Genomic DNA, 19,866 nt, shown 5'->3' with positions numbered 1-19,866 from the left:
TTCTACCTTTTCCTATTTGAGGACAAAAAAACAGCCTCTATGGACTGTTTCTTATTTAGCAAGTTTAGCTGAAAGACGAGCTTTATCACGGCTTGCTTTGTTTTTGTGAATCAAACCTTTAGTTTCTGCTTTATCGATAGCTGAGCTAGCAGCACGGAAAAGTTCTTCAGATGGGTTTGCTTCGAAAGCTTTGATAGCAGTACGCATAGCTGATTTTTGAGCTGAGTTCTTTTCGTTTTGTTTAACGTTCAATTCAGCGCGTTTGATAGCTGATTTAATGTTTGCCAATGTTCTTACCTCCATATTTACTAACTATACCATTATATCTGAAAACTTACGTTTTGACAAGGGAAAATTATTTTTTTAAGTAAATTTCATCGATTTCATGGTTCTTTGTTTTATGAAGAATCACTTCCGCTCGATTTCTTGTCGGTTCAATATAATTTTGTAGATTTATGAGATTGATACTGGTCCAGACCTGATGGGCAAAGGATTCCACTTCCCCAATCGGCATTTGTGTAAAACGATAATAGTAGCTATCAGGGTCGTTTTGGGCTAGGCTCAGCATCTTCAAGAAACGGTCTAGATACCAACTCTCAATGTCATCGACTGCAGCATCAACATAGATGGAAAAGTCAAAGAAGTCAGTAATGTAGAGACGCTCGTTTTGTGGATTTTGAAAGACATTTATTCCCTCAACAATGACAAAATCAGCAGCTTTGACGCTCTGCTTTTCCTCAGGTACGATGTCGTAGACTTCATGAGAATAGACAGGAATATCTACATCTTGTCCATTTTTGATGTGATCCAGGAAGTTGAGAAGAGCTTCCATATCATAGCTTTCAGGAAATCCCTTGCGATTTAAAATCCCTTGTTCAATCAAGGTCTGGTTGGGATAGAGAAAGCCATCGGTTGTTACCAACTCAACCGTAGCATCTGTAAGTGTACGGGACAGTAGGATTTGAAGTAGGCGACTGGTTGTGGATTTTCCAACGGCGACACTCCCAGAAACCCCAATGATAAAAGGCTGGGATTTGCTTTCACGTTGAAGGAAAATCCCTTTTGAAAAGGCCAAATCATCCTTGGTACGCTTGTAAATCTGGATGAGATGGGCTAGGGGGAGATAGACATCGGTAACATCCTGCAAGCTAATCTGGTCATTAAAACTCTTGATGGATTCTAATTCCTCTTCTGTCAAAGGAGGTGTTGTCTTTCGATGTAACGATTGCCAAGTCTGGCGGCTGATTTTTTCAAAATGTAAAAATTCGTTGGTCATTTGTTTTCCCCTAGATATTTTGTTTATCATACCATAAAAAGCTAAAAAAATAAAGCGGTTTCTTGATGATAGTAAACCAATATCGTATAATAGAAGTAGATAGGGTTGACCAATTTATTGATGAGGTAGGAGCTACTTTCTCCTGACTTATAAGCCAATAAAGGGGGCTTTGGGATTCACAATTTATAGGAGGTGTACTATGAAAATCTTAAAAAGTTATATACTGGAACTCTGTTTTATTTTAAGTTTTGCACTACCTTTTATAAAAGGGGCGAATGCGGATAATGGTAGACGCTTTGTGGAAATCTATTACGGTTTTACTTTTTTGATGGAACATGCTATTGTAACAGCTATCTTTATCTGTTCGCTCTTGATTGCTTGCCTACTAAAAAAACGGTGGACGAAATGGCTTGCTGCTGGTAGTTATCTATTTTTGATTTTGTGGATTGCTACAGAGGGTTATTTCTTCCGTATGTCGCTAGAAGATTTGGTACGGCTTTGGACAAGTTGGGAAATCCTGACAAAAACGTATCAGTTGGGCTTTTATCTAAACATCTTGTTGGGAATTTTGTTGATAATTAAATATCTGAAGGTTAAGCAATAGTCATAAAAATGAGCCTAATTATAAATGATAAATTTGTTGTTTTATCCTGATTATGATATTTCTAGTTCTAAATGGCTTATTATTTATAAGTGTTTAAAGAGATTGAAGAAAAGGTCTTCTTGACTAGTTTTCTTCAGTCTTTTTCGTTTTATGATCAATTTGTAAACGATTTACAATTTAAGTCAAATTATGGTAAAATAGTTTCATGAGTAAAATGTATTATGCAGAAAATCCTGACGCTGCTCACGACATTCATGAGTTGAGAGTGGACTTGTTGGGAGAAAAAATGACCTTTTTGACAGATGCGGGTGTTTTTAGCAAGAAAATGGTTGACTTTGGAAGTCAACTCTTGCTCAAGTGTCTTGAGGTCAACCAAGGAGAAACTGTCCTGGATGTAGGCTGTGGTTACGGACCTTTGGGCTTGTCTTTAGCTAAGGCTTATGGCGTTCAGTCTACCATGGTCGATATTAATAATCGTGCCTTGGATTTGGCGCGACAAAATGCTGAACGAAATAAAGTAGAAGCGACGATTTTCCAGTCCAACATCTATGAACAAGTTGAAGGCACATTTGACCATGTCATTTCAAATCCTCCTATCCGTGCGGGCAAGCAAGTAGTTCATGAAATCATTGAGAAAAGTAAAGATTTCTTGGAAACTGGTGGGGATTTAACAATTGTTATCCAGAAAAAACAAGGGGCTCCAAGCGCCAAGTCAAAGATGGAGGAAGTGTTTGGCAATTGTGAAATCGTCAAAAAAGATAAGGGATACTATATCCTTAGAAGTGTGAAAGAATGAGAGCAGTTGATTTAATCCAAAAGAAACGAGATGGTCAAGAGCTGACTTCGAGTGAAATTGAGTGGTTAGTTGAAGGCTATGTGTTAGGAACTGTCCCTGATTATCAGATGTCTGCCTTTGCTATGGCAGTTTATTTCAAAGGAATGACGACTCGAGAAATATCTGATTTGACCATGAAAATGGTTCAGACAGGTCAAGAGTTTGATTTATCAGCTATTGATGGGGTTAAGGTTGACAAGCATTCTACGGGTGGTGTTGGTGATAAGGTGACCTTGATTTTGGCTCCTCTTGTTGCAAGCTTTGGTGTTCCTGTGGCAAAAATGAGTGGTCGTGGTCTCGGCCATACTGGCGGAACAATTGATAAATTGGAGTCCGTTAAGGGCTATCAAGTAGAGCGTAGTCAAGAAGATTTTATTCGTCAGGTTCAGGATATTGGTGTATCTGTCATTGGGCAATCAGACCAGCTTGTCAAAGCAGATAAGCTTCTCTACGCCCTCCGTGATGTGACCGCAACTGTCGACACGATTCCTTTGATTGCGAGTTCGGTGATGAGCAAGAAAATCGCGGCAGGAGCGGATGCTATTTTGCTAGACGTAACTGTCGGTGAGGGTGCCTTCATGAAGACGGTTGATGAGGCGCGTGAACTGGCTCAAACCATGGTGGAACTAGGTAAGGCAGTTGGTAGAAAAACGGTAGCAGTGATTACCGATATGAGTCAGCCCTTGGGACGAGCGATTGGAAATCGTCTAGAAATTCTTGAAGCACTGGAGATTTTACAAGGTCAAGGACGTCAGGATATTACCCATTTTATATGCGAACTGGCTCAAATTATGCTTGGCCTTGCAAATGTTAACAAGACAGTTGAAGAAGTTCACCAACATCTTGAAAATGGTCAAGCACTGGCTAAGTTTGAGGAGATGGTCCAAGCCCAAGGTGGAGACTTGGAAGACCTCTATCGTCCTGTAAATGTAGCCCATGTGGTGGACATCCCTGCTCAGGAAACGGGTGTCATTTCAGCTCTTCCAGCTATGGAACTTGGACTTTATGCTATGAGACTGGGGGCAGGTCGTGCAGTCAAGTTTGATGCCTTGGACTATGAAACAGGAATTGTTTTTGAAAAGAAAGTTGGAGATTCCGTTCAAAAGGGAGAAATTGTTGCAAAAGTATACACAAATGGAAAAATTTCTCCTCAGCTAGTTACAGATTTTCAAAAATATGTTAGAATAAATGATAGTGTGCAAAGTTTACGAGAAATCATAGAAATAATCTCATAAACTGCAGGAGAATCCGAATATGAAATTAAATAAATATATCGATCATACACTTTTGAAACAAGAAGCGACAGAAAATCAAATTGATTGTTTGTTGTCTGAAGCTAGAGAGTATGATTTTGCCAGTGTTTGCGTTAATCCGACCTGGGTTGAACATGCTAAAAAAGGGCTTGAAGGCACAGATGTCAAGGTCTGCACAGTAGTAGGTTTCCCCTTGGGAGCAACAACTTCAGCTGTGAAAGCATTTGAAACAAAAGAAGCTATCCAAAATGGTGCAGATGAGATTGATATGGTGATCAATGTTGGAGCTCTCAAAACAAGTAATCTTGATTTGGTTGAGTCGGATATTCGAGCAGTAGTAGAAGCAAGTGGTGACAAGTTAGTGAAAGTCATTATTGAAGCTTGCCTTCTGACAGACCAAGAAAAAGTTGTGGCTTGCCAATTAGCTCAAAAAGCTGGAGCTGATTTTGTTAAAACATCTACTGGCTTTTCAACTGGTGGTGCTACGGTAGCAGATGTTCAATTAATGCGTGAAACAGTTGGTCCTGATATGGGTGTCAAGGCTGCTGGTGGAGCTCGTTCTTATGCAGATGCTCTTGCATTTGTGGAAGCAGGGGCGACCCGTATCGGAACGTCAGCTGGGGTAGCCATTTTAAAAGGAGAATTGGCTGATGGCGACTACTGAGTTGATTGAACTGGCAATTGAAACCAGCAAACATGCCTACGTCCCCTATTCTCACTTTCCTATCGGAGCAGTTTTAGTAGCCAAAGACGGAAGTGTTTACACGGGAGTGAATATCGAAAATGCTAGCTATCCTTTGACCAATTGCGGTGAGAGAACAGCCATTTTTAAGGCTGTATCTGAAGGGCAAAGAGAATTTTCAGAGCTGATTGTTTATGGTCAAACTGAAAAACCGATTTCACCATGTGGTGCTTGTCGCCAAGTAATGGTCGAATTTTTTGAACAAGATCTAAAAGTGACCTTAGTCGCAAAAGATAAATCGACGGTCGAGATGACGGTCGGGGAATTACTTCCATATTCTTTTACAGACTTAAACTAGTCTGAGTCGCTCTTTGAGTGGCACGGTCCTTGTGACCAATCAATCCATACTTGCAACATCGTTGCACATCTTATTTAGGAGGTTCAGTAATGAACAAGAAACAATGGCTAGGCCTTGGTCTAGTTGCAGTGGCAGCAGTTGGACTTGCTGCATGTGGTAACCGCTCTTCTCGTAACGCAGCTTCATCTTCTGATGTGAAGACAAAAGCAGCAATCGTCACTGATACTGGTGGTGTTGATGACAAATCATTCAACCAATCAGCTTGGGAAGGTTTGCAAGACTGGGGTAAAGAACATAATCTTTCAAAAGATAACGGTTTCACTTACTTCCAATCAACAAGTGAAGCTGACTACGCTAACAACTTGCAACAAGCGGCAGGAAGTTACAACCTAATCTTCGGTGTTGGTTTTGCCCTTCACAATGCGGTTGAAGAAGCAGCAAAAGACCACTCTGATTTGAACTATGTCTTGATTGATGATGTGATTAAAGATCAAAAGAATGTTGCTAGCGTAACGTTTGCTGATAACGAAGCTGCTTACCTTGCGGGTGTTGCAGCGGCAAAAACAACTAAAACAAAACAAGTTGGTTTTGTAGGTGGTATTGAGTCTGAAGTTATCTCACGTTTTGCAGCTGGATTTAAAGCTGGTGTTGAGTCAGTAGACCCATCTATCAAAGTACAAGTTGACTATGCTGGTTCATTTGGTGATGCTGCTAAAGGTAAAACAATTGCAGCAGCACAATACGCAGCTGGTGCAGACGTTGTTTATCAAGCAGCAGGTGGAACAGGTGCTGGTGTCTTTGCAGAAGCAAAATCACTCAATGAAAGCCGTTCTGAAAGTGAAAAAGTTTGGGTTATCGGTGTTGACCGCGACCAAGTAGCAGAAGGTAAGTACACTTCTAAAGATGGTAAAGAATCAAACTTCGTTCTTGTATCTACTTTGAAACAAGTTGGTACAACTGTAAAAGATATTGCTAACAAAGCAGAAAAAGGTGAATTCCCTGGCGGTCAAGTGATCGTTTACTCATTGAAAGATAAAGGGGTTGACTTGGCAGTAACAAACCTTTCAGAAGAAGGTAAAAAAGCTGTTGAAGATGCTAAAGCTAAAATCCTTGATGGAAGCGTAAAAGTTCCTGAAAAATAATGGATGGAAGTCATTTCTTAGGAAGTGGCCAAGGGCCGCTTTTTTAAGAGTTGAGACAAAGTCATTTTGTCTCAGTAAAGCTTGCTACTAGAGAAACTAGCAAGTTTTATTGAAATAAAATAAGACTCTGAAAGGAAGAGCACATGGCACACGAAAATGTCATTGAGATGCGTGATATTACCAAGGTGTTTGGTGAATTTGTTGCCAACGACAAAATCAACCTGCACCTACGAAAAGGTGAAATTCATGCACTTTTAGGAGAAAATGGGGCTGGAAAGTCCACGCTCATGAACATGTTAGCAGGGCTTCTTGAACCAACCAGTGGTGAAATTGTGGTCAACGGTCAAGTTGTCAACCTCGACTCACCCTCTAAAGCAGCTAGCTTGGGAATCGGAATGGTTCACCAGCACTTTATGTTGGTAGAAGCCTTCACAGTGGCTGAAAACATCATTTTAGGTAGTGAATTGACTAAAAATGGTGTGCTAGATATCGCTGGAGCTAGCAAAGAAATCAAGGCTCTTTCTGAACGTTATGGCTTAGCTGTTGACCCTTCTGCCAAGGTAGCAGATATCTCAGTTGGAGCCCAACAACGTGTAGAAATTTTAAAAACCCTTTATCGGGGGGCTGATATCCTTATCTTTGACGAACCAACGGCCGTTTTGACTCCATCAGAAATTGATGAGTTGATGGCTATTATGAAAAATCTTGTCAAAGAAGGGAAATCAATTATCTTGATTACCCACAAGTTGGACGAGATTCGCGCAGTTTCTGACCGCGTTACAGTTATCCGTCGTGGGAAATCAATTGAAACCGTCGAAATTGCAGGAGCTACAAATGCTGATTTAGCAGAAATGATGGTGGGTCGTTCTGTTTCCTTTAAAACAGAGAAACAAGCCTCTCAACCAAAAGAAGTGGTCTTGTCTATTAAAGACTTGGTGGTCAATGAAAACCGCGGTGTCCCAGCTGTTAAAAATCTGTCCTTGGATGTTCGTGCTGGAGAGATTGTCGGTATTGCGGGGATTGATGGAAATGGTCAGTCTGAATTGATTCAAGCCATTACAGGTCTTCGTAAGGTTGAATCTGGTAGCATCGAGCTAAAAGGAGATTCAATTGTAGGTTTACACCCACGTCAGATTACAGAGTTGAGTGTTGGGCACGTTCCAGAAGACCGTCACCGTGATGGTTTGATTTTGGAAATGATGATTTCTGAAAATATTGCCCTTCAAACCTACTATAAAGAACCACATAGTAAAAATGGAATTTTGAGCTATTCAAATATTACTTCTTATGCTAAAAAGCTAATGGAAGAGTTTGATGTTCGTGCTGCCAGTGAATTTGTTCCTGCAGCAGCACTCTCAGGAGGAAATCAACAAAAAGCAATTATTGCTCGTGAAATTGATCGTGATCCTGATCTCCTTATCGTCAGCCAGCCAACTCGTGGGTTGGATGTCGGTGCCATTGAGTATATCCATAAACGCTTGATTGAAGAGCGTGATAATGGCAAGGCTGTCCTTGTTGTCAGCTTTGAATTGGATGAGATTTTAAACGTCTCAGACAGTATTGCCGTTATCCACGATGGTAAGATTCAAGGTATTGTATCACCAGAAACAACCAATAAACAAGAACTTGGTGTCTTGATGGCTGGTGGAAACTTGGGAAAGGAGAAGAGTGATGTCTAAAAAATTACAACAAATTTCGGTTCCCTTGATTTCTGTCTTCCTAGGAATTTTGCTCGGAGCCATTGTCATGTGGATCTTCGGTTATGATGCTATTTGGGGCTACGAAGAATTGTTTTATACAGCCTTTGGTAGTCTACGTGGGATTGGGGAGATCTTCCGTGCTATGGGGCCTCTAATCTTGATTGGTCTTGGTTTTGCCGTTGCCAGTCGTGCTGGTTTCTTTAACGTTGGACTTCCTGGTCAGGCTTTGGCAGGTTGGATTCTCAGTGGTTGGTTTGCCTTGTCACATCCAGATATGCCACGTCCTTTGATGATTCTAGCAACTATCGTGATTGCCTTGATTGCTGGAGGGATTGTCGGAGCGATTCCGGGTATTCTTAGAGCTTATCTAGGGACGTCAGAGGTTATCGTAACCATCATGATGAACTATATCGTCTTGTATGTAGGAAATGCCTTTATCCATGCCTTTCCTAAAGACTTCATGCAAAGTACAGATTCAACCATTCGTGTTGGGGCTAATGCAACCTATCAGACACCTTGGTTGTCTGAGTTGACTGGTAATTCGCGGATGAATATTGGTATTTTCTTTGCCATCATTGCCGTTGCAGTTATTTGGTTCATGCTCAAGAAAACAACTCTTGGTTTTGAAATCCGTGCTGTTGGTCTTAATTCACATGCTTCAGAATATGCTGGTATTTCTGCAAAAAGAACGATTATCCTCTCAATGATTATCTCAGGTGCCTTGGCTGGTCTTGGTGGAGCTGTTGAAGGTCTGGGAACCTTCCAGAACGTTTATGTTCAGGGGGCGTCATTAGCTGTCGGATTTAACGGAATGGCGGTTAGTCTGCTTGCGGCCAACTCACCAATTGGTATTCTATTTGCAGCCTTCTTATTTGGTGTTCTCCAAGTTGGAGCTCCTGGTATGAATGCGGCGCAGGTACCGTCTGAGCTTGTCAGCATTGTAACAGCGTCTATTATCTTCTTTGTCAGTGTTCATTACCTTATTGAACGCTTTGTCAAACCGAAAAAACAAGTTAAAGGAGGTAAGTAAAGATGTCTATTACAACCTTGCTCACCCTCTTGGTGTCTTCTATGCTGATTTACTCAGCGCCCCTCATCTTTACAAGTATCGGTGGTGTTTTCTCTGAACGTGGTGGTGTGGTAAACGTCGGTCTTGAAGGAATTATGGTTATGGGTGCCTTTTCTGGAGTTGTCTTTAACCTTGAATTTGCAGAACAATTTGGAGCAGCAACTCCATGGCTATCCTTGCTTGTAGCAGGATTGGTTGGAGGCCTCTTCTCTATCATCCACGCAGCAGCGACGGTTCATTTCCGTGCAGACCATGTTGTCAGCGGTACGGTATTGAACTTGATGGCGCCAGCCTTGGCTGTTTTCTTGGTGAAAGTTCTTTATAACAAAGGACAAACCGACAACTTAAGTCAAACTTTTGGACGCTTTGACTTCCCAGTCTTGGCAAATATCCCAGTGATTGGTGATATCTTCTTCAAGTCAACTAGTCTTCTTGGTTACTTGGCGATTGCCTTCTCTTTCCTTGCTTGGTTTATCCTCTTCAAGACTCGATTTGGTCTTCGTCTCCGCTCTGTCGGTGAACATCCTCAAGCAGCTGATACCTTGGGAATCAATGTCTACAAGATGAGATATTTTGGAGTCATTATTTCCGGTTTCCTAGGTGGAATTGGCGGAGCGATTTATGCTCAATCCATCTCAGTTAACTTCTCAGTGACAACTATTGTTGGACCTGGATTTATCGCTCTTGCTGCGATGATTTTTGGGAAATGGAATCCAATCGGAGCCATGCTATCTAGTCTCTTCTTTGGACTTTCACAAAGTTTGGCTGTTATCGGATCTCAATTGCCATTCCTACAAGGAGTGCCTGCGGTTTATCTTCAAATCGCACCTTATGTTTTGACAATTCTTGTCTTGGCAGCCTTCTTTGGAAAAGCAGTTGCACCAAAAGCAGATGGTATCAACTATATCAAATCAAAATAAGCATACAAAAAACGTCAGTTCAGAATGAACTGGCGTTTTATTTTTTAGGATGTTGGTGGGTTAGGTTCAATCCCCAAGGGACAAGATTTTCAGTTTTATTTTTGATACGAGCGATATTGTCCTTATGACGAATGATAATCAAACTAGCAAGAGCTAGGATAATAGCGATGAATAGAGGGTCATAGTTGCTCAGGATAAAACCAAAAAGTGGAAAGAGTAGAACTCCGATGACAGCCGCGATAGATGCTGTGACACTAGATAGCGAAATCATACTACCAAGATAGAGGGTTCCAAAGAAAACAACCGCAAGGTAGAGGCAGAAGACAGGCGCAAATCCGAAAACCACTCCAGCACTGGTTGCGACAGCCTTACCACCCTTAAATCCTGCAAAGATAGGGAAGGTATGGCCAATAACAGCCAAAAGTCCAAAGATGAGAGGCGAAAAGTCTTGTAGATGAAACATAATCGGAAGAAGCGTTGCTAGGGTTCCTTTGAAAAAGTCAATGACAAAGGTTGCCATACCAGCTTTCTTACCTAAAATGCGGAAGGTATTGGTCGTTCCAGTGTTACCAGAACCATGCTCTCGCAGATTGATTTGAAAGAAAACTTGTCCAATCCAGAGACCAGACGGAATCGAACCCAGCAGATAGGCTAGGATTAATAAAACTATTGTAATCATACTCCTATTATATCATGAAATGGAGAAGAAAGGCAGAGAATCTCTTCTGAAATTGTCACAGCGGAGAAAGAAAAATTTTGCAAAATCCTTGGAAAACTTGTAGAATAGTAAAGATGAACGAATAGGAGGTTCCTTGTGTCAAAAAAGGAAATCAATATTAACAATTATAATGATGATGCCATTCAGGTGCTAGAAGGGTTGGATGCGGTCCGTAAACGTCCAGGAATGTATATCGGATCGACCGATGGTGCTGGTCTCCACCACCTAGTCTGGGAAATCGTCGATAATGCGGTCGATGAAGCCCTGTCTGGGTTTGGCGATCGTATTGATGTGACCATTAATAAAGATGGAAGTTTAACGGTTCAAGACCACGGACGTGGAATGCCAACTGGTATGCACGCGATGGGAATTCCAACTGTTGAGGTTATCTTTACCATTCTTCATGCAGGAGGGAAATTCGGTCAAGGAGGCTACAAGACATCAGGTGGACTTCACGGGGTGGGGTCTTCCGTTGTTAATGCCCTTTCTAGCTGGCTAGAAGTTGAAATCACTCGTGATGGTGCAATCTACAAGCAACGTTTTGAAAATGGTGGAAAACCTGTCACGACTCTGAAGAAAATCGGTACAGCACCCAAGTCTAAAACAGGTACCAAGGTTACTTTTATGCCTGATGCGACGATCTTCTCTACGACAGATTTCAAGTACAATACCATCTCAGAGCGTCTTAATGAATCAGCCTTTCTCTTGAAAAATGTGACCTTGTCTTTGACGGACGAGCGAACAGATGAAGCGATCGAGTTTCACTATGAAAATGGGGTGCAGGACTTTGTTTCTTATCTGAACGAAGACAAGGAGACCTTAACGCCAGTTCTTTACTTTGAAGGTGAAGACAATGGTTTCCAAGTGGAAGTAGCTCTCCAGTACAATGATGGTTTTTCAGATAATATTTTGTCCTTTGTCAATAACGTTCGTACCAAGGATGGTGGAACGCATGAGACTGGACTTAAGTCTGCCATTACTAAGGTTATGAACGACTACGCGCGTAAGACAGGTCTTCTCAAGGAAAAAGATAAAAACCTTGAAGGGTCAGACTATCGTGAGGGGCTAGCGGCTGTCCTCTCTATTCTAGTCCCTGAAGAACATTTGCAGTTTGAGGGTCAGACCAAGGACAAACTAGGAAGTCCACTAGCTCGTCCCGTTGTGGATGGAATTGTAGCGGATAAGTTGACCTTCTTCCTTATGGAAAATGGTGAATTGGCTTCTAACCTCATCCGCAAGGCTATTAAGGCCCGTGATGCTCGTGAAGCGGCACGTAAGGCGCGTGATGAGAGCCGAAATGGGAAGAAAAATAAAAAAGATAAGGGCTTGCTGTCTGGTAAATTAACCCCAGCCCAGTCTAAGAATCCTGCTAAGAATGAACTCTATCTCGTCGAGGGCGACTCTGCCGGTGGCTCTGCCAAACAAGGTCGTGACCGTAAATTTCAGGCTATCCTACCTCTTCGTGGTAAGGTTATCAATACAGCCAAGGCCAAGATGGCGGATATCCTCAAAAATGAGGAAATCAACACCATGATTTATACCATCGGTGCAGGTGTCGGAGCAGACTTCTCCCTTGAAGATGCCAACTATGACAAGATCATTATCATGACCGATGCGGACACCGACGGTGCCCACATTCAGACTTTACTCTTGACATTTTTCTACCGCTACATGCGTCCGCTAGTTGAGGCAGGACATGTTTATATCGCCCTCCCGCCTCTTTACAAGATGTCCAAAGGTAAAGGCAAGAAAGAAGAAGTGGCCTACGCATGGACAGACGGAGAACTTGAAGAACTCCGCAAGCAGCTCGGTAAAGGCGCTACCCTCCAACGCTATAAAGGTCTCGGTGAGATGAATGCGGACCAGCTCTGGGAAACAACCATGAATCCAGAAACGCGTACTCTTATCCGTGTTACAATCGAAGACTTAGCACGCGCCGAACGCCGTGTCAATGTCCTCATGGGAGATAAGGTCGAACCACGTCGTAAGTGGATTGAAGACAATGTCAAGTTTACGCTGGAGGAAGCGACAGTGTTTTAAGTTAGTTTTTAATGAATGGGTATAAACATGAGAACTGAAACAGAAATGCTCGATGTAATCTTAAAGACTGCTGAAACCTTACAAGTTGCGGCTGTCGCCATGTCTGGTTCGCGGACAAACCCAAAGGCCCTAAAAGATGAATTTCAAGATTACGATGTAGTCTATGTTGTAGAGAATCTGGACGAGCTGATCTCAGATTTATCTTGGACAGATCAGTTTGGTAAACGTATTATCGAGCAAGAGGTTAGGTTGGGACATCGCCGTCTATTTCTTATGCTCTTTGAAGATGGCAATAGGATTGATTTGACTCTATGTCCTAAAGAATATATCAAGGAGTGGATAGAAAGCGAAGCGGATTTCACGGTGTTAGAGGACCCTAAGGGCTTGTTTGCGCCTTATTCTCCAAATCCTCAACGTTACTGGACGAATCCAGCTAGTCAGATAGATTTCGAAAAAGCCTGCAATGAATTTTGGTGGGTTTCCGCCTATGTGGTCAAAGGAATCTGTCGTAAGCAAGTTATTTATGCGACCGATCATCTCTATGGCATTTGTCAACAAGAACTCCTAAAAATCTTAGTTTGGCAGGTTGCAAGTGATAGGGGGAAAGTCGATATCGGCAAGAACTACAAGTACCTCTTTCAGTATTTGCCTGCTGAGAAAGAGAAAGAATTTACAGCCTTGCTTGACTTTTTTGACCAGAAAAGCCTCACCAAGTCTCTCTTCGCTACCATGAACTTTTTCCATAAAGAAGCGCAGGCCTTCTCTCTTAAAACCGGCTTCCACTATGACAAAGTAACTGCTGAGAAGATGATTGAGTATGCTAAGGAGAGACTCGAAACAAATGAAACATTTACAAAATAATAAGATAACAAAATTTTTACTGATTAGTTTTCTCATTTCTTGGGGATTTGGTTGGGGATTGCTCGCTTTTCTGACGCAAATGAGCCTCTTAAGTCTAACAAGTCCACTAGGAGTTTTTCTCCATTTACTAGGAGGTTTCGGTCCAACCATTGCAGCCATTTCTTGTTTGCCTCAAAAATCCATTAAAAGCATAGTCTCTTTTATCTTAGGGGACTCAAAGAAATATATTTTGCTATTTCTTTTACTAATTTTCGTGCAGACAGGTGTCATCGCTTTCTCCTCTAAGGAACTTAATCCGGCTTTTCCACTAGGAAATTTGTTTGTTGTTTTTTTGAGTGCAATCTGTATCTATGGTGGCGAAGAAGAATTGGGATGGCGAGGCATCTTGCAACCAACTTTGGAAACTAGATTCTCCTTTTGGATTTCCGGTTTGATAACAGGTTGTATTTGGGCAATTTGGCATGTACCTTTATGGTTTGTGATTGGAAGTTCCCAAAGTGGGATGCCTTTTATATTATTCAGTCTATTTGCAATTTATCTCAGTATTCTTCTAGCAGCTGTTTTCAAAAAGACTAAGTCGGTCCTTTTTTGCGCCATTTTTCACGGCCTAATTAATACCCTACTTAGCTTATTTGTTATTAAAATTAATCTTTTATTCATTCTAGGATTAGTAGGATTGCTCTTCTTTTCTCACTACCTACAAAGAAACAGTTAAATTTATAAAATATAGATTTACTTTACAATAAAACACTAAAAAGAGAATTATTATGTCTAACATTCAAAACATGTCCCTAGAGGACATCATGGGAGAGCGCTTTGGTCGCTACTCCAAGTACATTATTCAAGACCGGGCTTTGCCAGATATTCGTGATGGCTTGAAGCCGGTTCAGCGCCGTATTCTTTATTCGATGAATAAGGATGGTAATACCTTTGATAAGAGTTACCGCAAGTCGGCCAAGTCTGTCGGTAACATCATGGGGAATTTCCACCCACACGGTGACAGTTCTATCTATGATGCCATGGTTCGTATGTCACAGGACTGGAAAAATCGTGAGATATTGGTTGAAATGCACGGTAATAACGGTTCTATGGACGGAGATCCACCTGCGGCTATGCGTTATACCGAGGCGCGTTTGTCTGAGATTGCAGGCTATCTTCTTCAGGATATCGATAAAAAGACCGTTCCTTTTGCTTGGAACTTTGACGATACGGAGAAAGAGCCGACAGTCTTGCCAGCAGCCTTTCCAAATCTTTTGGTCAATGGTTCGACTGGTATATCGGCTGGATATGCTACAGACATTCCTCCCCATAATTTGGCTGAGGTCATTGATGCGGCGGTTTACATGATTGACCACCCAACTGCAAAGGTGGATAAACTCATGGAATTCTTGCCTGGACCAGACTTTCCGACTGGAGGGATTATCCAGGGTCGTGATGAAATCAAGAAAGCTTATGAAACCGGAAAAGGGCGCGTGGTTGTTCGTTCCAAGACTGAGATTGAAAAGCTAAAAGGTGGTAAGGAACAAATCGTTGTCACTGAGATTCCTTATGAAATCAACAAGGCCAATCTGGTTAAGAAAATCGATGATGTTCGTGTCAATAACAAGGTTGCAGGTATTGCTGAGGTTCGTGATGAGTCTGACCGTGATGGTCTTCGTATTGCGATTGAACTCAAGAAAGACGCCAATACGGAGCTTGTTCTCAACTATCTCTTCAAATATACTGATTTGCAAATCAACTACAACTTTAACATGGTGGCGATTGATAATTTCACACCTCGTCAGGTTGGGATTGTTCCAATCCTGTCTAGCTATATCGCCCACCGTCGTGAGGTGATTTTGGCGCGTTCTCGCTTTGACAAGGAAAAGGCTGAGAAACGTCTCCATATCGTTGAAGGTCTGATTCGCGTGATTTCGATTTTAGACGAAGTCATTGCTCTTATCCGTGCTTCTGAGAATAAGGCTGATGCCAAGGAAAACCTTAAAATCAGCTATGATTTTACAGAAGAGCAGGCTGAGGCCATCGTTACCTTGCAACTTTACCGCTTGACCAATACAGACGTTGTTGTCTTGCAGGAGGAAGAAGCAGAACTTCGTGAAAAGATTGCCATGCTGGCAGCTATTATCGGTGATGAGCGGACTATGTACAATCTCATGAAGAAAGAGCTTCGTGAGGTCAAGAAAAAATTTGCGACTCCGCGTTTGAGTTCTTTGGAAGACACTGCAAAAGCAATCGAGATTGATACAGCTAGTCTTATTGCTGAGGAAGATACCTACGTCAGCGTGACCAAGGCAGGTTACATCAAGCGTACTAGTCCACGTTCCTTTGCGGCTTCCACCTTGGAAGAAATTGGCAAACGTGATGACGATCGTTTGATTTTTGTGCAAGCTGCCAAGACAACCCAGCACCTCTTGATGTTCACAAGTCTCGGAAATGTCATCTACAGACCAATCCATGAATTGGCAGATATTCGTTGGAAGGATATCGGAGAGCATCTGAGCCAGACCATTACAAACTTCGAAACGAACGAAGAAATCCTCTATGCAGAAGTAGTGGATCAGTTCGATGATGCGACAACCTACTTTACAGCAACTCGCCTTGGTCAAATTAAACGTGTTGAACGCAAAGAATTCACTCCATGGCGGACCTACAAGTCTAAGTCTGTCAAGTATGCTAAGCTCAAAGACGAGACAGATCAAATTGTAGCAGTGGCTCCGATTAAACTGGATGATGTACTCTTGATTAGCCAAAACGGTTACGCCCTGCGTTTCAATATCGAAGAGGTTCCAGTTGTCGGTGCTAAGGCTGCAGGTGTCAAAGCTATAAACCTGAAAGCAGATGATGTTCTCCAATCCGCCTTTATCTGCAACACCTCATCCTTCTACCTCTTGACCCAACGTGGAAGTTTGAAACGTGTTTCTATTGACGAAATTCCGGCAACCAGCCGTGCCAAACGTGGTTTACAAGTCTTGCGTGAGTTGAAAAACAAACCGCATCGTGTCTTCTTAGCAGGAGCAGTTGCAGAACAGGGCTTCGTTGGTGACCTCTTCAGTACAGAAGTGGAAGAGAACGACCAAACTCTGCTTGTTCAATCCAACAAAGGAACAATCTACGAAAGCCGATTGCAAGATTTGAACCTGTCAGAACGTACCAGCAATGGTAGCTTCATCTCTGACACGATTTCAGATGAAGAAGTTTTTGACGCTTATCTTAAAGAAGTATTTACTGAAGCTAAATAAGTGAAATGAGGAATCAGTTCTAAGAGCTGGTTCTTTTTATTGAAGAAATTTTCTGAAAATTACAAAATATACTTGCTATTTTAGAAAAATAGTGTAGAATATAAGAAATAGGTTTTTAGAATAAGGAGTGGAATATGACAGTAACGATTGATTGGGAAAACCTTGGTTTTTCCTATATGAAATTACCTTATCGCTATATTGCTCATTTTAAAAATGGACAATGGAATCAAGGAGAGCTTACAGAGGATGCAACTTTGCATATTTCAGAGTCTTCTCCAAGTCTTCACTATGGTCAACAAGCCTTTGAAGGTTTGAAAGCTTATCGTACTAAGGATGGCAGTGTTCAACTGTTCCGGCCTGATGAAAATGCTAAACGCCTGCAACGTACATGTGACCGTCTCTTGATGCCACAAGTTCCGACAGAAATGTTTGTAGAAGCTTGTAAAGCAGTTGTTCGTGCGAATGAAGAATACGTACCACCATACGGAACAGGTGGGACCTTATATCTTCGCCCTCTTTTGATTGGTGTCGGAGATATTATTGGGGTTAAACCAGCAGAAGAGTATATTTTCACCATCTTTGCCATGCCAGTTGGAAATTACTTTAAAGGTGGTTTGGTCCCAACCAACTTCTTGATTCAGGATGAATACGACCGTGCTGCTCCAAATGGTACAGGTGCGGCAAAGGTTGGTGGAAACTATGCTGCCAGTCTCTTGCCAGGGAAATTGGCCAAGTCACGTCATTTTTCAGATGTTATTTACCTAGACCCTTCAACTCATACAAAGATTGAAGAAGTTGGATCAGCTAACTTCTTTGGAATTACAGCTGACAATGAGTTTGTAACACCATTGAGTCCATCTATCTTGCCATCTATTACCAAGTATTCCTTGCTTTATTTGGCAGAACATCGCTTGGGCTTAACTCCTATTGAGGGAGATGTCCCAATTGATAACCTTGACCGTTTTGTAGAGGCAGGTGCCTGTGGTACAGCAGCGGTTATTTCTCCAATTGGAGGTATTCAACACGGTGATGATTTCCATGTATTCTATAGTGAAACAGAAGTTGGCCCTGTGACTCGTAAACTCTATGATGAATTGACAGGTATTCAGTTTGGTGATATTGAAGCGCCAGAAGGTTGGATTGTAAAAGTAGATTAAAAATATATTAAAGGAGATTTTTATGAAATCAAAAAAGTGGATTTTAACAACAGGACTTATCCTAAGCACAACAGCTCTTTTAGCAGCCTGTGGAAAAGCTGATAAAGAAGCAGATGCTCCGACAACATTTTCTTATGTTTATGCAGTGGATCCAGCATCCTTGGACTACAGCATAGCAACGCGTACATCCACAACAGATATTATCGGGAATGTCGTTGATGGTTTGATGGAAAATGATAAATATGGTAATGTTATTCCTTCTTTGGCTGAAGATTGGTCTGTCTCAAAAGATGGTTTGACTTATACCTATAAACTTCGTAAAGGAGTGAAATGGTACACTTCAGAAGGTGAAGAATACGCAGAAGTAACAGCCCATGACTTTGTGACAGGACTAAAACACGTGGCTGATGGTAAGTCAGACGGTGTCTCTCTCATCCAAAATTCCATCAAGGGCTTGGACGCCTACATGACTGGTGAAACCAATGATTTCTCTACAGTTGGTGTTAAAGCTTTGGATGACTATACAGTTGAGTATACATTGAATGCGCCAGAAAGTTTCTGGAATTCAAAAGTTACAACAGCGACGATGTTGCCTGTAAATGAAGAGTTTTTGAAGGCATCAGGAAAGAATTACGGAGAGGTTAGCCCAGCAGGGATTCTCTACAATGGTCCTTATTTCTTAAAAACATTGACTTCTAAATCTTTGATTGAATATGAAAAAAATCCAAATTACTGGGATAAAGAAAATGTTAAAATCGAGAAGATTAAATTGACCTACTACGATGGTTCAGATCAGGAGTCTTTGATCCGTAGCTTCTCCTCTGGTGCTTATACGACAGCCCGTCTCTTCCCAAGTAGCTCAAACTTTGCTTCAACTTTGGAACAATACGGAGATAAAATCACTTATAGCCCACAGGACTCAAGTAGTTATTACTTTACTTTTAACGTAAATCGTCAGTCATACAATAAAACTGCGAAAACAAGTGAAGAGCAAAAGACTTCTACAAAAGAAGCTATGCTTAATAAGGACTTCCGTCAGGCTATCAACTTTGCCTTCAACCGTCATTCGTATGCTGCCCAGCTAAACGGTGAAGATGGTGCGGACAAGATTATTCGTAATAGTCTAGTTCCAGATAACTTTGTGCAAGCTGGTGGTAAGAACTTTGGTCAAATCGCTCAAGCAGAGTTGGTGAACTATGGTGACCAATGGAAAGGCGTTGAGTTAGTGGATGGTAAGGATTCTATCTACAACCCTGACAAGGCTAAAGCTGCTTTCGAAAAAGCTAAGAAAGACTTGGAATCTAAAGGGGTAACCTTCCCAATTCACTTGGATGTCCCGGTTGAACAAACAGATACTATCGCCGTTCAACAAAGCAACTCTTTCAAACAGTCTATTGAATCAACTCTTGGTGCTGAAAATGTTATCATCGATGTACTTCAAATGACAGATAATGAAAAAGAAACGATTACATCACAAGCGCGTGTTCCTTCTCAAAAAGACTATGATTTGAACAGTACAGGATGGGCTCCAAGCTATCAAGATCCAGCGTCTTACTTGAATATTATGGATCCAAAATCTGGTTCTGCCATGAAACACCTTGGTATTACGAAAGGAAAAGATAAGGATGTTGTGGCTAAACTTGGTTTGGATCAATATAAGAAATTGTTAGAAGATGCTGTTTCTGAGACCACTGACTTAGAGAAGAGATATGAAAAATATGCCAAAGCTCAAGCTTGGTTGACAGATAGTTCATTATTGATGCCAACAGCTTCATCTGGAGGTTCTCCAGTTGTAAGTAACGTAGTACCATTCTCAAAACCATACTCACAAGTTGGTATTAAGGGGGATCCATATATCTTTAAAGGAATGAGATTGCAAAAAGATATTGTTACAACAAAAGAATATGACGAAGCTCTTAAAAAATGGCAAAAAGAAAAATTGGAATCCAATAGTAAATACCAAAAAGAACTAGAAAAGCATATTAAATAAAGTAGAAAACTCTATGTCAGAC

General features: G+C 41.5%; 18 protein-coding genes. 15 read left to right on the top strand and 3 right to left on the bottom strand.

Annotation, left to right across the window (positions count from 1 at the left end):
- Positions 1 to 51 precede the first annotated feature (51 nt).
- Positions 52 to 288 carry a 30S ribosomal protein S20 gene (gene rpsT, locus HT689_RS01600; RefSeq protein WP_001274000.1) on the bottom strand — a complete coding sequence of 79 codons (237 nt, stop codon included), beginning with the start codon at positions 286 to 288 and terminating at the stop codon, positions 52 to 54.
- 67 nt (positions 289 to 355) lie between these two features.
- Entirely contained in the window at positions 356 to 1,276 is a 921-nt protein-coding gene (gene coaA / locus HT689_RS01595) for a type I pantothenate kinase (protein ID WP_173226605.1), read from the bottom strand.
- Between the two features lie 199 nt (positions 1,277 to 1,475).
- On the opposite strand from coaA, the gene HT689_RS01590 reads away from it, so the two are divergent.
- The 9 genes from HT689_RS01590 (at position 1,476) to HT689_RS01550 (ending at position 9,839) form a co-directional block, all read left to right on the top strand.
- Positions 1,476 to 1,880, top strand: coding sequence for a hypothetical protein (locus tag HT689_RS01590; RefSeq protein ID WP_173226604.1), 405 nt, complete (start codon positions 1,476 to 1,478; stop codon positions 1,878 to 1,880).
- A 205-nt stretch (positions 1,881 to 2,085) separates the two neighbouring features.
- Positions 2,086 to 2,676, top strand: coding sequence for a class I SAM-dependent methyltransferase (locus tag HT689_RS01585; protein WP_311518518.1), 591 nt, complete (start codon positions 2,086 to 2,088; stop codon positions 2,674 to 2,676).
- A complete protein-coding gene (locus HT689_RS01580) occupies positions 2,673 to 3,950 on the top strand; it encodes a pyrimidine-nucleoside phosphorylase (protein ID WP_173226602.1) in 1,278 nt (425 codons plus the stop codon). Before HT689_RS01585 ends, HT689_RS01580 begins: the two co-directional genes overlap by 4 nt.
- Positions 3,951 to 3,969: 19 nt before the next feature.
- Entirely contained in the window at positions 3,970 to 4,632 is a 663-nt protein-coding gene (gene deoC, locus HT689_RS01575; RefSeq protein WP_173226600.1) for a deoxyribose-phosphate aldolase, read from the top strand.
- The gene (locus HT689_RS01570; RefSeq protein WP_000246089.1) at positions 4,619 to 5,008 is read left to right on the top strand and encodes a cytidine deaminase; all 390 of its coding nucleotides are present in this window, start codon (positions 4,619 to 4,621) and stop codon (positions 5,006 to 5,008) included. The genes deoC and HT689_RS01570 overlap by 14 nt, the downstream gene beginning before the upstream one ends.
- Before the next feature lie 89 nt (positions 5,009 to 5,097).
- Positions 5,098 to 6,150 (top strand): BMP family protein, encoded by a 1,053-nt coding sequence (locus tag HT689_RS01565; RefSeq protein WP_173226598.1) that lies wholly within the window; start codon positions 5,098 to 5,100, stop codon positions 6,148 to 6,150.
- 143 nt (positions 6,151 to 6,293) lie between these two features.
- Complete coding sequence (locus tag HT689_RS01560) at positions 6,294 to 7,829, top strand: ABC transporter ATP-binding protein (RefSeq protein WP_173226596.1); 1,536 nt, start codon at positions 6,294 to 6,296, stop codon at positions 7,827 to 7,829.
- On the top strand, positions 7,822 to 8,880 hold the full coding sequence (locus HT689_RS01555) for an ABC transporter permease (RefSeq protein WP_173226594.1): 1,059 nt from the start codon (positions 7,822 to 7,824) through the stop codon (positions 8,878 to 8,880). Before HT689_RS01560 ends, HT689_RS01555 begins: the two co-directional genes overlap by 8 nt.
- Positions 8,881 to 8,882: 2 nt before the next feature.
- Positions 8,883 to 9,839: an ABC transporter permease gene (locus HT689_RS01550; RefSeq protein ID WP_055387421.1), complete on the top strand. Its 957-nt coding sequence runs from the start codon at positions 8,883 to 8,885 to the stop codon at positions 9,837 to 9,839.
- A 37-nt stretch (positions 9,840 to 9,876) separates the two neighbouring features.
- Here the strand turns inward: HT689_RS01550 and plsY are convergent, their stop codons facing one another.
- Entirely contained in the window at positions 9,877 to 10,518 is a 642-nt protein-coding gene (gene plsY / locus HT689_RS01545; protein WP_173226592.1) for a glycerol-3-phosphate 1-O-acyltransferase PlsY, read from the bottom strand.
- Positions 10,519 to 10,653: 135 nt separating this feature from the next.
- On the opposite strand from plsY, the gene parE reads away from it, so the two are divergent.
- The 6 genes from parE to HT689_RS01515 all read left to right on the top strand — a co-directional run bounded on the left by parE (position 10,654) and on the right by HT689_RS01515 (position 19,844).
- On the top strand, positions 10,654 to 12,597 hold the full coding sequence (parE, locus tag HT689_RS01540) for a DNA topoisomerase IV subunit B (RefSeq protein ID WP_000037260.1): 1,944 nt from the start codon (positions 10,654 to 10,656) through the stop codon (positions 12,595 to 12,597).
- Positions 12,598 to 12,624: 27 nt separating this feature from the next.
- Complete coding sequence (locus tag HT689_RS01535; RefSeq protein ID WP_173226590.1) at positions 12,625 to 13,458, top strand: aminoglycoside 6-adenylyltransferase; 834 nt, start codon at positions 12,625 to 12,627, stop codon at positions 13,456 to 13,458.
- Entirely contained in the window at positions 13,439 to 14,173 is a 735-nt protein-coding gene (locus HT689_RS01530; RefSeq protein ID WP_173226588.1) for a type II CAAX endopeptidase family protein, read from the top strand. Before HT689_RS01535 ends, HT689_RS01530 begins: the two co-directional genes overlap by 20 nt.
- A gap of 52 nt (positions 14,174 to 14,225) precedes the next feature.
- Positions 14,226 to 16,697, top strand: a complete 2,472-nt coding sequence (gene parC / locus HT689_RS01525; RefSeq protein ID WP_173226586.1) for a DNA topoisomerase IV subunit A — start codon at positions 14,226 to 14,228, stop codon at positions 16,695 to 16,697.
- Positions 16,698 to 16,831: 134 nt separating this feature from the next.
- Positions 16,832 to 17,854, top strand: a complete 1,023-nt coding sequence (locus tag HT689_RS01520) for a branched-chain amino acid aminotransferase (RefSeq protein WP_033681953.1) — start codon at positions 16,832 to 16,834, stop codon at positions 17,852 to 17,854.
- Between the two features lie 22 nt (positions 17,855 to 17,876).
- Positions 17,877 to 19,844 carry a peptide ABC transporter substrate-binding protein gene (locus HT689_RS01515; RefSeq protein ID WP_173226584.1) on the top strand — a complete coding sequence of 656 codons (1,968 nt, stop codon included), beginning with the start codon at positions 17,877 to 17,879 and terminating at the stop codon, positions 19,842 to 19,844.
- Positions 19,845 to 19,866: the final 22 nt, after the last annotated feature.

It is taken from the genome of Streptococcus sp. 2342, assembly GCF_013276795.1.
GTDB lineage: Bacteria > Bacillota > Bacilli > Lactobacillales > Streptococcaceae > Streptococcus.
The sequence above is the reverse complement of the archived record's forward strand: the minus strand, read 5'-3'. Positions and strand labels throughout refer to the sequence as shown.